The organism is Opitutia bacterium ISCC 52, from assembly GCA_014529675.2.
Classification (GTDB): Bacteria; Verrucomicrobiota; Verrucomicrobiia; order Opitutales; family UBA2995; genus UBA2995.
Window position 1 is genome coordinate 4,480,922 of sequence record CP076040.1, and the last position, 13,927, is coordinate 4,494,848.

A 13,927-nucleotide genomic window follows, 5' to 3' on the forward strand; every position below is an offset into this window, starting at 1 on the left:
AATTAGAGAATCTGACCGGGTTGATATTGTAAGGCCTCTGGATAAACAGAAGCTAACTGCTCTGCCCGTTCAGATAAAGCCATGACCTGGTGCTTGGCCATGCCAGAGAGACGTGCCTCGTCTTCAAAGATCGCGTCGAGCTGCTCTTGATTTAAGGAGATACGATCATCGTTGGCTAAACGGGTAACCAGGTCGTTAGTCTGGATGGCACCGGAACGAATGTCACGGATAGTCGCTACCGCGTGCTCCTTGATTGCTTCGTGAGCCGACTCACGTCCAGCGCCGGCTTTGACTGCTTCCATCATAATGGTGGTCGTACCAAGGAAGGGGAAATACTTTTCGTTTTCAAGGCGGATGACCTCCGGATACGGTTCCATGTTACCGAGGACGGTGAGGAAGGTTTCCAATTGTCCATCGAGGCAGTAAACCGCATCGGGCAACGCCACACGGCGCACCACAGAGCAGGATACATCGCCTTCGTTCCACTGATCGCCGGCCAAACCGGCGGTCATGTTCAAGTAGCCATTGAGAATGGTATGGAAACCGTTGATACGCTCGCAGCTGCGACTATTCATCTTGTGCGGCATGGCGGAGCTACCCACCTGCCCTTTGGCAAATCCTTCACCGGCCAGTTCGTGACCAGCCATTAAACGGATCTGTTTGGCGAAGTCGCTCATTCCGGAGCTGATCTGGAAGAAGGTCGAAACCGTTTCAAAGTCCAAGCTGCGTGGATACACCTGCCCTACGTTGGTGAACACTTTGCTGATACCCAAGTGCTTCACCACCTTTTGCTCCAGCTGGGCAACTTTGTCCTGATCACCTTCGAAGAGGGTCAGGCTATCAAGTTGGGTGCCAACCGCACCCTTCAAGCCACGCACTGGATAATTGGCAGCCAAGGATTCGAGTCGCTCCAAACCCAGGGTGAGCTCCTCAGCATACATGGCCAGACGTTTGCCGAAAGTTGTAGGCTGAGCAGCTACATTGTGAGTGCGACCGGAAATCAAAATGTCCTTGTATTCAACCGCTTTACCAGTCAGCCGGATAACACCTGACGCCACCTTGGTCTGTAAGATTTGAAGGGAACGAAAGGCCTGAAGCTGTTCAACATTCTCAGTCAGGTCACGGCTAGTCATGCCCTTGTGGATGTGCTCGTGCCCAGCCAGGTCATTGAATTCCTCAATGCGGCTCTTCACGTCGTGAAGCAATTTACGCTCACGCTCGTCAATCGACTTCAGGTCGACCTGATCCTTGACCTTCTCGTAGTCGGCGATCGCGTCGGCCGGAATATCCAGACCAAGATCGGCCTGTGCCTTCATCACGGCAATCCACAGCTCGCGTTCGAGGACGATGCGGCCCTCTCCGGACCAAATATCTTTTATGGCCGCAGAAGCGTACCGTTCAGCTAAAACATTGGCGATCATGGCAGTTTCAAAAAACGGCGCATTGCAGCCCCTTCATTTCCAAATGGCAATGCCAGAAATGATGCTTGGAGAGAATCTCCTCTTGCTCGGGTTTAATTCCCGCTGTCCGGCTTTCTGGAAGCCGCAACTTGATCCAGTAGAAGCAAGGTCTCCGGCTTGTCCCCTGCCCGCTTCAATTTATCGATCATGTCGGACACCGTTTTCTCTTCTTCCACCTGCTCATCGATGAACCACTTCAGAAACGAAACCGTTGCGTAATCGTCGGATTCCAGCGCTAGTTTGTAGAGCCGATTGATCGTCGAGGTCACATGCTGCTCCTGATTTAGGCTCGCTTCGAAAACGGATAAAACCGAATCAAACTCAACCGTGGGCGCCTTGATCGCCGGAAGGGATACATCCCGGCCCCGGTCGAGCAGGTAGTTGTAAAACTTCATGGCGTGCTCGCGTTCCTCATCGCTCTGCGTATGCATCCAGCTGGCAAAGCCGTCCCAGGAATTCGCCTCAAAATAGGCTGCCATGGACAGGTAATTATAGAACGACTCAAACTCGATACCGATTTGATCGTTTAGTGCAGTTTCTAAGGATTCAGAAATGGACATGGTAACACTTAATACCCAAGCCCTTGTAATTGTCTAGGCCGTCCTTGGATATTTTCTTGAGCTTAGCTTAGTCAAGGGAGGTTCAAAGCCTCCGCAACATCCTCGAGAGAGAAGGCCGAAGCATTGCCATCATCATGGATGGCGTAGAACATCCCGCCAGGGAATCGCTCACTGGGAGTCGGATCCAGCCACACACCATCCGTATTCATGGTTACCTCGCCCTGAAAAGTCCCCACGTGTTCCAGCGAGGCGCGATCAAAGACATGATACAGGTTCAGGCGCTTACCCTGGTCAGTGAAGAACCAGTAACCCGATTTAGGTCCTGTCTTCCACAAGGCAATACCTTCAGGCTGGTTTATAAAAGTCCCGCGACCCAGGATCTGCCCGGTAAAACCTCCATCAGGCGAATAGACTTTGATGGCTTGGCCTTCTGAGGAGATCTCTTCGTCACCCACCATCAAGTGGTTGAATGCCGGATCACCGAAAATACTCTCTACGATATTCAGGATCCCCGGGCCCGACGTATCACCAAACGCATTCAGCCACTCGGCTTCCACGCTGTCCACTTCGATCGTGGTTACATCGTAGACGTGCACTCGACGATTCAGTTCACTAAGCGGGGGTTTTTCTTCCCGTTCTGTTTCGTAGTTGTCGGTCGCATACACCGTCATCTCGTGTTCGTTTTTCGGCCAGACGAACAATCCGTAAGGATGCAGTAGTTGGTCCATGCCAAATGAACCCAGTTGAAAGAAATCGGGTAAGGTGAGTACCTGAACACGCTGGTTGTCTCGCTCGACCACGAAGACTTTGTCACCCACCACGCTGATTCCGTTCGGTCGATTGAACTGACCCAGCTCAGGCCCCAATTCCCCTACCCGCTTGATAAAGCTTCCATCGAAGGCGTCATAAATAAGCAGGGCATGCCCTTCCTTCGCCGTAACGATCAGCCAATGCTCACCATTCGGGCCATGCCATGATGCCAGAGAATCCACATTGTTAGCTTCATCCCGCTCCGTAAAGAAGGCTTCCTTTAGAGTGACCGTTCCTGGAGGAGCCACGTGAACACATCCTGAAAAGGCTGCGATGAATATCAGTGCGGATGCTACTTTGCTTTTCATATCAAAATTTAAAAAAGGAGACCGCTAAACTATGAGCGGCCTCCCTAACTATTGCTACCGTTGATTACCCGAACTCCAACTAAACGTTACACTATAAATTCCACTTTACGCCGAAATTTGCGAACCAGGAGTACTCTTCCATCTGGCGCATCCGTGAATCGCTTCCGTAGTAGGCTTGAAATGGCTCATCATTGAAATTCACAACTTCGAGGAAAAGAGTCCAATTGTCGTTGAAGGTGTAGGAGGTAGATAGATCCCACTGAAAGTGATCCCGGATAAACTCATCTTCGGTCGTATCGCCACCGATAGCCTGCAGGTAATCGTCGCGGTAGGTTCCCGCCACCCGGATAAAGAATCCGCTCTTTTCATAGGTCAGCGCAAGCGTGCCCAGGGTATCGGAGGTGCCTGGAAACGGAATGGTGAGCGAACCGTCGCGATCCGCATCGGACCCGAAATCAGCTTCGCTGTCTACGAAGGTCAGGTTGGTATAAACGCTCACCCCATCGATGGCTTGGATAGGCTGAATGTAAGAGAACTCGACACCCAGTACATCGGCCGTTTCACCATTGCGGAAATTAATAAAATCCACTTCCGAACTCGGATCATCCGGATTGGCTATCTCGGACTTGGAGACGTAGACAAAGTCATCAATTTTCTTGGCGAATCCGGATACTGAGAAGATTCCCAGGTTCGGCAGGTAATGCTCATAACTTAGATCCAGGTTCCACGCCTGGTAGGGATCCAGATCAGGATTGCCCTGCACGATTTCTTCACCGTCGGTCAAGTCGACGATCCGGCGGTTCGCAGAATCTGAAAACTTTGGACGCGCGAGACTTTTGTTAAGTGACAAGCGAATCATACGCTCATCATCCGGCTGAAACTTACCATGAATACCAGGAAGAATGTCGGTGTAGTCTTTGGAAGCAGTGATAGTCTGAGAGGCTCCTGAATCGTAGTCACCTTCATCGTCGAAAACCGCTTCCAGGCCCGTGGAGGAAAATTCAGTGCGCTCAACCCGAACACCAGCGGTCCAGTCCCAATTGCCTTGGGTCACACCCGCCATGAAGTATCCAGCAAGAATATCTTCGTCAGACTGATAGTCCTCGATGTCTGAATCTTCATCATTCAACTCCATCTCAAAGCCACTGCGGTTAGACTCAAAGAAACGGCGGAATCCAGGTCCGTCGCCCCGCAAATAACCTCCCTGATTTCCGTTGAAATAAGGATAGCGACTGAAGTCGACAAAATCGAACAAGGTAAAATCAGACGGCTCGCTGTCGTTTTCGAAGAGTGTTAAATCGCTTTCTTTGGACTTTTCGCGGTACTTCGCACCGAACTTGAAGAAACCGGGGTTTCCGCCGAAATCCATTTCCTTCCGGGCGTTGTACTGCAGGGCAAACTCCGTCTCGTCTGTGATGTTGTCCTCTACTGCCAATCCATCGAACAAAAAGGAGGTCGCCTCAAACGGATCTGCTCCGGCATCACCTCCATCGTAAGTCACGATCGGGTTGTATGGATCCCGCAGGTCGTAGGAGTAATTTTGGCCGAGGTCCTCGTTGCTGCGGAAGTCGGTGTCGAGGCGATTAGGCTCTGCCTCTTCAGCAAATGAATAGGCAATCTGGAAATCGTGTGTCCAATCACCGGACTCTACTTCACCTCCAGCAGAGAGAGAGTAAATAGTTTGCTCTTCGTAACGATCTTTGATGTCGCGATCGGTTTCGGCGGTGCCTTCAACTGAGGCCGTCCGGTCACCCAGCGCAACAATGTCGCCATCTTCGAATTTTACCTCTGAGCGGTAACGATACTCCTGGTCACTAAACTCATTGAAGATTCCGCGGATGTAAAAGAACTGATCTTCTGAAGGCTGAAACTCCAGAGCGGAAGAGATTCCCAAACGCTCACGAGTCACCAGGTATTCGCGAAACTCAATTTCAGGAGCGAAGAAAAACTCTCCATTAGGTCCGTCCTCCAGGCTCCAAGGTCCATCGACTTCTCTATTATCAGAACCAAACTCACGCTCCTGATAACTGATCGAGGTGATCCAACCAACCGTGCCATCTGAAAATACGTCACCGTAAGTCGCATTCACCTTATAGGAGTACTCGTCGATCAGGTCACTGTATTGGCCTTGCACGGTTCCTTGTAGCACTTGGTCACCGTAGTCGAAGGCACTTTTGGTTTTAATGTTCACATTTCCACCGATCGTATCGCCATCCATATCAGGCGTTACTGACTTGGTTACCTCAAGGGTATCCAGAATGTCAGATGGCACAACGTCCATAGCTACTCGGCGTGTGTTACTCTCTGGAGACGGGAGGGAAACTCCGTTGATTGAGATGTTGTTCAAATCTGGGTCGATACCGCGAATAATGACGTAGCGTCCCTCACCCTGGTCCAGTTCCACCGACACGCCCGGAAGGCGCCCGAGAATCTCCGCAGCATTCTGATCGGGAAACCTTCCGAAGGCATCGGATGCGACTACATTTTTCAAGGTGGCGGATGTCTTTTGTAAATTGATCGCACGGGATTGGCCAATGAGGCTGCCGTATATCTGCATCTCGGATAAATCAACCACCTCCTGGGCCATATCCAGATTCAGGAAGGTACGGTCACTCGAGCTTACATTTACTGTGCGCGAAATTGAATCCAGACCGACATAACTAAAATCTACTGTTTGGTTTCCCACTGGAACATTGCGCAGTGTATACCGTCCCGAACCATCTGTAACATCATCAATGGATGTACCAGAGACAGAGACGATCACGCCTTCCAAATTCAGATTTGCGGAACTGTCGCTGACCGTTCCTGAGATAGTACCTGTTTGTTGAGCGAATAGGCCCACAGGCATGAGTAAGAGTCCCATCAACAAGGCAGGACGAAGTAGTTTGTTCACGTTAGGTTTCATAGATCCAATGAGTAAGTTTCAAAGTGACCCTTAAACGCGTCCGTCACACCCCAAGTCAACTAGCCAAACGGCCTGTCACAGCATTATCACACGCCCGTCACGGAGTCGACACGTCGTCACCTCAATGACATCCCATTTAGGGGAAACTCACATCCAAAACTTACCGACTCAGGCAGCGCACCATCATCTCACGCATCACTTCCTGCTGCTCTGTCGGTCTCGCCAGGATATCGCGGAATCCGCGGAGAAATTCCTTTTGGAAATCGACTAGATTCTTGAGGGACAGTTTGCCTAGTGGCGCAGCGAGACGTCCTAGATACCAAGGATTTTGAGTAAAGACATTGAAAGCGGATTTACCGTTCTCACCAGCGAAGGCTTGGGTATGCATGGCAGCCGCTCGCTCCAAGCTGCCTTTATCGATGCCACGAGGTCCCTGACGAAGTTGACCTGACATAAGCAGGGCCTTCATCTGAATCATCAGGCGATTTCGATTTTGCAGACTGGTGAGCAATGGGCGCGAATCTTTCGCGATAAAGAAATAGCGACGCAGCGAATCGAGTGTCCACTCCAGGTTCATTGAGTAGAAGGCTTCCACGGGTTCGAAGAAATCACCTTCACCAAAATTCGGCACGAGCTCGTTGAGCAGCTCCTCGGTAACGTTTTTCTCAGTTTCACCAATATACGTGGCAATCTTGCGAACCTCTATCATGGCCAGGCGTGCGTTGCCGTTGAGTTTACCCAATAAGATGGTGACCAGATTGAATGGAATTTCGATGCCCATGGCCTGGGCCTCTTTCTGTACGAGCTCTCGGAGGTGGGCTTCCTGCTCAGCTGGTTTGCCCGAGTCAGCCAAGGTATAATTAGAGTTTTTCTCACACCACTTTTGAAACGCCCGACGACGATCAATGGGTGAGGCAGACATGATGACGGTAACAGCACTTGGGTCCAATGTGCTGAGCAAATCCTTTAAGCGCTCGACCTGGGTGATGGTGCCTTCGGCTCTTCCTGTCACCGAGTCAGCCAGAAAGGTGATGTCTTTAAACCATACTACTTTTTTGTCACCGAATAAGGATAAGGTCTGCACCGCAGAGGCAAAGCGATTCACCGCATCCTCAACTTCAGAGACATTGCCAGCAGCCCCATTGACGATTTCCAATCCGAACTCCGGATCGGCCACATCTTTAGAGGCATCTTCGAACACAGCCTTTGCCTCCCGAGTGACCCAAAAGTCATCGGCGCCGCAAATGAAGGTGAAGTTGAAATCTGCCATAGTGATACGAAGTACTAACTAGGGATTAGTTGCCCACCCTTTTCAATAACCGTCTACGCAAAATATCCTGAGCAACGCTCACGGTTCGTTCACGAACGATGCCACGGTTGCCACGTAAGTCCAACTGCTTGGCAAAAGATCCATCCGGACCAGCCATACCGACGAAAACCATGCCAACGGGTTTTTCGGGAGTTCCACCTCCCGGCCCAGCGATGCCCGTGGTGGAAAGTGCCCAGGTGCTGTGGAGTTTTTCGCGAACGCCTTCAGCCATGGCCCGGGCAACCTGTTCACTGACAGCTCCGTATTCATCAAGATCAGATTGAGACACGCCAAGGATTTCGTGTTTTGCCTGATTGGTATAAGTTAATATGCCGCCTTGAAAGACGTCGGAGGATCCAGCGACGGAAGTAAGGGCCGCTCCGAGCAATCCGCCTGTGCAAGACTCGGCCACCGAAATGGTTTCGTTGCGATCACGCAGCAAATCAAGAATCACCGGCGTAATGCCGCGGATACCATGGGTTAAAAAATGGGTGCCTAGTTTCTGAATGCAGGTCTGTGCGAGCTCCTGAACAACTTCCAATGGCGTGTTACCCGAGATGGATGAGAGTCGCACATCAACCGTTCCGTAATGAGCGCAAAAGGCCACATTGATATCTTCATGCGGGTTGAAAATCGGATCTAATTCAAGTTCGAGGGAGGACTCCCCTATTCCTGAAGTTTGGAAGCTGATGATCTGTGCGGCATCGGCCAACCGACCTTCTTCACTCAAGCGCGGAAGGATTTGGTTTTCAAACATAGGATTCAGCTCTCGCGGCGGACCAGGCAACATGATCAGAAGCTTCCCATCTTTTTCCAGCCAGAGGCCAGGAGCTGTTCCCTGGGCATTCATGATAATGTCAGCTCCTTCAGGATAATAGGCCTGCTTCTTGTTGTTTACCCCCATAGTGCTGTTGAAGGAGCGGAAGCGCTCGCGAATCGCATCTTCCACAGCCTGGCTGTAAAGAAGCTCGAGCCCCAACACTTCGGCAATAATGTCGCGAGTGCGGTCGTCCGAGGTCGGGCCTAAACCACCCGTGGTGACGACGATGTCGGATTCGTTCCAAGCCAGCTCGAAGTTTGCTCGGATCTCGCCCGCTTCGTCGCGGCAGACGATGTTGCGATTGGGTGGAGCTCCACGAAAAGCAAGCTGTTCACCTAAGTAGGTAAGATGGCCATTTCGAGTGAGCCCCAGGAGTAGCTCGTCTCCGATGGTTATAAGATCAATAGTAGGTGCCGTTTTCAAAGTATGGTCTGGTCTTGTAAATTATAGGAACGTCGCGGACATTGATGAGAAGCTCTATTCCTCTATGGCCACGCCGGACCAGTCAAAGTTAAAGGAGATGGTGCGGCAACTTCCGCACAAGCCGGGTGTGTACATGATGAAAGACCGTTTGGGCACCATCATTTATGTGGGGAAAGCCAAGGACCTGAAGAAACGGGTATCGACTTATTTCCAAGCATCTCGGAAACGGATTACACACCCCAAGATTCGCAGTCTGGTCAAAGTGATCCACGATTTTGAAGTGCTCCAAGTGAAATCGGAGACCGAAGCGCTCTTGTTGGAAGGAAAGCTGATCAAGCAGTGGCGCCCTAAATACAACACGGACTTCATCGACGATAAACGCTTCCTGCTTATACGGCTGGATGGAAAGGCGAAGTTTCCAAAATTCCAGTTGGTACGAAATCAACGCGATGACACGGCTCGCTATTTTGGTCCTTTCGCTTACTCGGGTCTTCTACGAAAGACGCTGGCGGAAATGAGGTTGAAATTCGGGATACTCCTCAATGATACCACGCCGCAGCTGCAGGAGGATGGAAGCTATCGCCTCTATGACGATGTGCGGGGTGAAATTTACGGACACTCAAACTTCGTAACAACGGAGAGTTATGCGGAGCGGGTGGAGGAAGCCTGCCAATTCCTCGAAGGGAAGGCAAAGGAATGGTTGGGTGAACTGAAAGAGGCCATGCAGAAGGCGGCCGAGAATCAGCAATACGAAAAGGCGGCAGAGCTGAGGGACGTGGTAGCTGCTTTGGAAAAAACAATCACCAAAGACCGGCGGTTTAAACGAGCCCCTGTAATCGTATCCGATAGTGGGTACGGGATGAAGCAATTGAAGAAAGCGCTAGAACTCCCTACCCTGCCCCGTCGCATGGAGTCCTTCGATATTTCACATATCTCCGGGACGTTCGTTGTGGCATCCATGGTACACTTCGTCGATGGCAAGCCGGCGAACAACCAATATCGGAGATTCAAAATAAAGAGCTTTGTGGGGAATGATGACTTTCGGGCCATGGAAGAAGTGGTGGGTCGACGCTACCGCCGATTGCACGAAAAGAAAAAACCGTTTCCCGACTTGGTCGTAATCGATGGAGGAGCCGGCCAGGTAGGAGCAGCCATCAAGGCATTCATGATTCTGGGGATCGAACCTCCACCGCTCATAGGTCTGGCCAAACGAAAGGAAACGATCATATTTCCGGACGAGCGGAAGCCAATGAACCTGATGCCCCAATCCCCGGCCCTCAAACTCCTGCAGCGCATTCGTGATGAAGCTCACCGTTTTGCCAATACTTTCAATGCCAACCTTCGCTCGAAAAAAATTAAGGAATCCATCCTGGATGAATTTCCAGGACTCGGAAAAGTCAGGCGAGCTGATCTGATGAAACACTTTCGTTCCTTGGACCGATTGCGTAAGGCCTCGGTGGAGGATATTCAAGGAGTCGATGGGTTTGGCCCCAAGCTTTCGCAACGGCTTTGGGAATTCTTGCAACGGTCGTTTGAACACAGAAAAGGCGGTGAGGGAGAGTAGCACTTTACGGTAGCTGAATTTATAATCCTAGAAGATTGCTCTCCAAGAATTAGAGGCTCACAGTGCAGCTTTTGAATAACATGCTGCCATCGAGTTCAGCCGAAGAGGTTGAATTCTTATTATTGGATGCAAAGCCACAAACGAACAAAATTAGCCAGAAGGGCATGGGTCGCCAGCAACGCCGTTAAGGACAGTTTTAAGCGCAATGCCCTGGATCTGTTTCCCATTCGCAAAGAGCTAAAGGGGTACACTGCCGGAACTGGCTTGGCAGATCTGAGAGCAGGTTTTAATGCAGCCCTACTCGCCTTTCCGCAAGGCATGGCCTACGCTTTGATTGGTGGTCTGCCGGTACAATACGGTATCTATTGTGCAGCGTTAGCCAGTATTTTCGGGCCTTTGTTTTCAGGAAGTCGCTTTATCGCACTCGGTCCTACTAATGCGACCTCCGTTATGCTGATGAGTACCATCGGTGGCATGGTCCTGGTGTCGGAGAAGCTCGCTGCGATGCCTACTCTACTCTTGTTGGTAGCGCTGTTTTTGATCCTGGGGGCTATTCTCGGAGTTGCGAATCTGATCCAATACATTTCGCGAAGCGTGGTGACAGGCTATATCTCCGCTGCGGCCATCCTGATCATTGCCAATCAATTGGACAGTGTCATGGGATTTGAGATTCAGGGGGCCAGCACGTTTATCGCCGTACTGGAACGAACGTTCTCCTCTCTCGATCAAGTGCACTGGCCTTCGCTTGGCCTGGGAGTCATGACCTTGGTGGTCTATTTTGGACTGATCAAAAAACTGCCGATGTTACCCAATGTGGCGCTGACTCTGGTCGTAATGTCTGTGGTTGGAATTTTCTTCAACCGCAATGGTTACGAGCTAGTGATGTTGGATGAAGTACCATTGGGTATGTTGCCAGCAAGTTTGCCGATCCCGGATTTTGGACTGATCAATCAATTGGCTCCGGGAGCTCTGGCCATTGCATTCCTGGCGATTCTTGAAGGCTCGTCTATTGGAAAATCTCTGGCCGCTCGAACAGGTGCACGCATCAACAGCAATCAGGAAATGCTTGGTATGGGGGCAGCCAACTTGGCGAGTGCTTTCGTATCGGGAATGCCAGCGTCGGGATCTCTCACGAGGTCTGTGCTTAATTTCACCAGCGGAAGCCGGACTGCGATGTCGCATCTCTTTGCCGGGTTGTTGTGTTTGACCGGAGTGCTTACACTTGGCCCCTTTATTGGATACATTCCTCGGGCCGCATTGGCGGTAGTTGTTATCGGAGTGGGTATCTCGCTCATCAATCGGCATCAGATCCGTATTGTTTCCAAATCAACAACCACGGACGCTATAGTATTCTACCTCACCCTCATTGCTGGGCTGCTTTTCAAATTGGACTTCGCGATCTACCTAGGGACAGGGACTTCGATTGTGCTGTTTCTTAGGAAGGCGAGCACCCCTGAGTTAATCGAATACACCTTCAATGAGCAAGGTGACCTGACCGAGCTGAAGAAAAAGCAGGACCGGACAGATGAACATATATCGATTGTTCACGTGGAAGGCGAATTATTCTTTGGTGCGGCAGAACTGTTTCGTGACCAAATTCGCATCGTGAGTGAAGAGCCAAACTTGAAGGTGATCATTCTGAAGATGCGAAATGCACACCATTTGGACGCCACCACCATGATGGCTTTGGAGGAGTTAATTCTATATATCCGTGAACGGGGTCGGCGATTGATCGTAAGCGGAGCAAGAAGGGACGTCTATAAAGTCTTTAAAGGCTCAGGCATCCTGGCCGCAGTTGGGCGTCGAAATTTCTTCATGGATACGCCCTCAAACCCGAACCTCTCAACCGCTAAAGCGCTCAAGCGTGCACAGGAGATTCTTGGCAAGAAGTCTGCAAAAGTAAGAATTTACGTGGATCCTAAAAACGAACCATAAATGTAATTTCACCTCAGACTAAATCAGGAATTTCACAGAGTTTAGATGTCGAGCTTGACGAGGACAGAATGATGAAGCGCATGTGGGTGCGTGACTGAATGATAGACGACGGAACACTCGGCCTGTCAGTCGGAGGATGGATGCAATCATCAATCCAAGAGTATAATACACATGAAAAAGCTGAACTTCTGACCATACTACTCGCCCCAAGCATCCATCCGCGGAAATTTCTCATCTAGAGCTCAGTATACTTGTCTGCCCTACCCTTGGCTTTCTCAACCGGGTATTTTTCAGCATTGGCCTTCATTTTTGCCTGAATGATGGTAGCAACATCCAACTTGGTGATGTTCGCAAATTCGAGGGCGTAGATGATGATATCAGCAAGCTCTTCCGCTATTGCCTGGTGTTTTTTCGGATTATCAAGCGCATCAAAGGATTGTTGGCCATCATGCCAAAGAAAATGCTCCATCAATTCCGCAGCTTCAGCAGCAATAGCCATCGAGAGATTCTTCGGCGTGTGGAATTGCTCCCAATCGCGCTCAGAGGCAAAGGACTGAATTGCATCCTTTACTTTTTGTAGGGTTATTTCCTGATCTTGTCGGTCACTCATGGTTAATTCTGGAGGAGATAAAAATAATTGTGGACATCCAGTGAAACTATGTTCACTAATCATAAAATTCCTCAGAAATCAAAGAATCTCCATGGAATGACGGTGGAAATTCCTTTTAAGACAACCCTTTTTCTCGTCAAACATTATGGCAAAAGCAGCAAAACCAAAAACTAATTTCGGCGACGACCGGAAAAAGAACCTCGATCTGGCTATCTCAGCCATCAACAAGCAATTCGGCGAAAACGCCATCATGCGCCTAGGTGAGTCACCCAGGCTGAATGTTGCAAGTATTTCAACGGGCTCCGTGGCAATTGACCTTGCACTCGGTATTGGCGGTCTTCCCCGCGGACGCATTTGCGAAATTTACGGTCCGGAGTCATCTGGTAAAACCACCATGTGTCTCAGTCTCATAGCTGAAGCACAGAAAAACGGCGGAACCGCTGCATTCATTGACGTTGAACACGCTCTTGATCCCAAATATGCCCGTGTACTTGGCGTAGATTTGAGTGAATTGATGATTTCCCAACCAGAAAGTGGTGAAGATGCCCTGAATATTACGGAAACTCTGATTCGGTCAGGTGCTGTGGACGTGGTAGTCCTCGACTCTGTCGCTGCCTTGGTTTCACGCACAGAATTAGACGGACAAATGGGTGATGCCACGGTTGGCCTGCAAGCACGTATGATGAGTCAGGCCATGCGCCGCCTCACCGGTGCAATCAACAAAAGTAAATGCATCTGCCTCTTTACCAACCAGATCCGTGAAAAAATCGGTGTCATGTTTGGTAGCCCAGAAACCACACCCGGTGGTCGTGCGCTAAAGTTTTTTGCTTCAATACGCATGGATATTCGTCGGATTGGGCAAATCAAAGATCCTTCAGGGACGGTCATGGGAAATAGAACCCGACTCAAAGTTGTTAAAAACAAAGTCGCCGCCCCATTCACAGAATGTGAGTTCGACATCATGTATAACGAAGGAATCTCCAAAACAGGGTCTTTAATCGATCTTGGAGTGGAGCATGGTATCCTTGAAAAGAAGGGTGCATGGATTTCCTATAAGGGAGACCTTATTGGCCAAGGCCGTGAAGCCGCCAAGCAGCACCTCATGGAAAACGTTGATCAGCAGGTTGAAATAAAGGCTGCGATAATGGAGAAAGTTAATCCAAGTGTAGGAAAAGTGATTGCGTCCGCGGAAGAGGATGGGGATGAAGGATAGTTTTCCTTCA

Annotated in this window: 10 protein-coding genes; 3 read left to right on the plus strand and 7 right to left on the minus strand. The window is 50.2% G+C overall.

Going from position 1 to position 13,927, the window contains the following annotated elements; all coding sequences use genetic code 11:
- Window positions 1-2: 2 nt before the first annotated feature.
- The 6 genes from GA003_19355 to GA003_19380 all read right to left on the minus strand — a co-directional run bounded on the left by GA003_19355 (window position 3) and on the right by GA003_19380 (window position 8,595).
- A complete protein-coding gene (locus GA003_19355) occupies window positions 3-1,421 on the minus strand; it encodes an adenylosuccinate lyase (GenBank protein ID QXD28130.1) in 1,419 nt (472 codons plus the stop codon).
- Window positions 1,422-1,513: 92 nt separating this feature from the next.
- The gene (locus tag GA003_19360) at window positions 1,514-2,020 is read right to left on the minus strand and encodes a ferritin (protein ID QXD28131.1); all 507 of its coding nucleotides are present in this window, start codon (window positions 2,018-2,020) and stop codon (window positions 1,514-1,516) included.
- Window positions 2,021-2,091: 71 nt separating this feature from the next.
- A complete protein-coding gene (locus GA003_19365; GenBank protein QXD28132.1) occupies window positions 2,092-3,138 on the minus strand; it encodes a hypothetical protein in 1,047 nt (348 codons plus the stop codon).
- Between the two features lie 91 nt (window positions 3,139-3,229).
- A complete protein-coding gene (locus GA003_19370; protein ID QXD28133.1) occupies window positions 3,230-6,043 on the minus strand; it encodes a TonB-dependent receptor in 2,814 nt (937 codons plus the stop codon).
- Window positions 6,044-6,203: 160 nt separating this feature from the next.
- Complete coding sequence (locus GA003_19375; GenBank protein QXD28134.1) at window positions 6,204-7,313, minus strand: DNA polymerase III subunit delta; 1,110 nt, start codon at window positions 7,311-7,313, stop codon at window positions 6,204-6,206.
- Between the two features lie 25 nt (window positions 7,314-7,338).
- Window positions 7,339-8,595 (minus strand): competence/damage-inducible protein A, encoded by a 1,257-nt coding sequence (locus tag GA003_19380; GenBank protein ID QXD28135.1) that lies wholly within the window; start codon window positions 8,593-8,595, stop codon window positions 7,339-7,341.
- Window positions 8,596-8,659: 64 nt separating this feature from the next.
- On the opposite strand from GA003_19380, the gene GA003_19385 reads away from it, so the two are divergent.
- Complete coding sequence (locus tag GA003_19385; GenBank protein QXD28136.1) at window positions 8,660-10,159, plus strand: excinuclease ABC subunit UvrC; 1,500 nt, start codon at window positions 8,660-8,662, stop codon at window positions 10,157-10,159.
- A gap of 126 nt (window positions 10,160-10,285) precedes the next feature.
- Complete coding sequence (locus GA003_19390) at window positions 10,286-12,094, plus strand: SulP family inorganic anion transporter (protein QXD28137.1); 1,809 nt, start codon at window positions 10,286-10,288, stop codon at window positions 12,092-12,094.
- A 235-nt stretch (window positions 12,095-12,329) separates the two neighbouring features.
- Here the strand turns inward: GA003_19390 and GA003_19395 are convergent, their stop codons facing one another.
- A complete protein-coding gene (locus GA003_19395; GenBank protein QXD28138.1) occupies window positions 12,330-12,704 on the minus strand; it encodes a nucleotide pyrophosphohydrolase in 375 nt (124 codons plus the stop codon).
- A 145-nt stretch (window positions 12,705-12,849) separates the two neighbouring features.
- On the opposite strand from GA003_19395, the gene recA reads away from it, so the two are divergent.
- The gene (gene recA, locus GA003_19400; GenBank protein QXD28139.1) at window positions 12,850-13,917 is read left to right on the plus strand and encodes a recombinase RecA; all 1,068 of its coding nucleotides are present in this window, start codon (window positions 12,850-12,852) and stop codon (window positions 13,915-13,917) included.
- Window positions 13,918-13,927: the final 10 nt, after the last annotated feature.

Excerpts from the sequence above, each read along its gene's own strand:
- GA003_19355 (QXD28130.1), bottom strand. The coding sequence starts at position 1,421 with ATGATCGCCAATGTTTTAGCTGAACGGTACGCTTCTGCGGCCATAAAA.
- GA003_19360 (QXD28131.1), bottom strand. The coding sequence starts at position 2,020 with ATGTCCATTTCTGAATCCTTAGAAACTGCACTAAACGATCAAATCGGT.
- GA003_19365 (QXD28132.1), bottom strand. The coding sequence starts at position 3,138 with ATGAAAAGCAAAGTAGCATCCGCACTGATATTCATCGCAGCCTTTTCA.
- GA003_19370 (QXD28133.1), bottom strand. The coding sequence starts at position 6,043 with ATGAAACCTAACGTGAACAAACTACTTCGTCCTGCCTTGTTGATGGGA.
- GA003_19375 (QXD28134.1), bottom strand. The coding sequence starts at position 7,313 with ATGGCAGATTTCAACTTCACCTTCATTTGCGGCGCCGATGACTTTTGG.
- GA003_19385 (QXD28136.1), top strand. The coding sequence starts at position 8,660 with ATGGCCACGCCGGACCAGTCAAAGTTAAAGGAGATGGTGCGGCAACTT.
- GA003_19390 (QXD28137.1), top strand. The coding sequence starts at position 10,286 with ATGCAAAGCCACAAACGAACAAAATTAGCCAGAAGGGCATGGGTCGCC.
- GA003_19395 (QXD28138.1), bottom strand. The coding sequence starts at position 12,704 with ATGAGTGACCGACAAGATCAGGAAATAACCCTACAAAAAGTAAAGGAT.
- recA (QXD28139.1), top strand. The coding sequence starts at position 12,850 with ATGGCAAAAGCAGCAAAACCAAAAACTAATTTCGGCGACGACCGGAAA.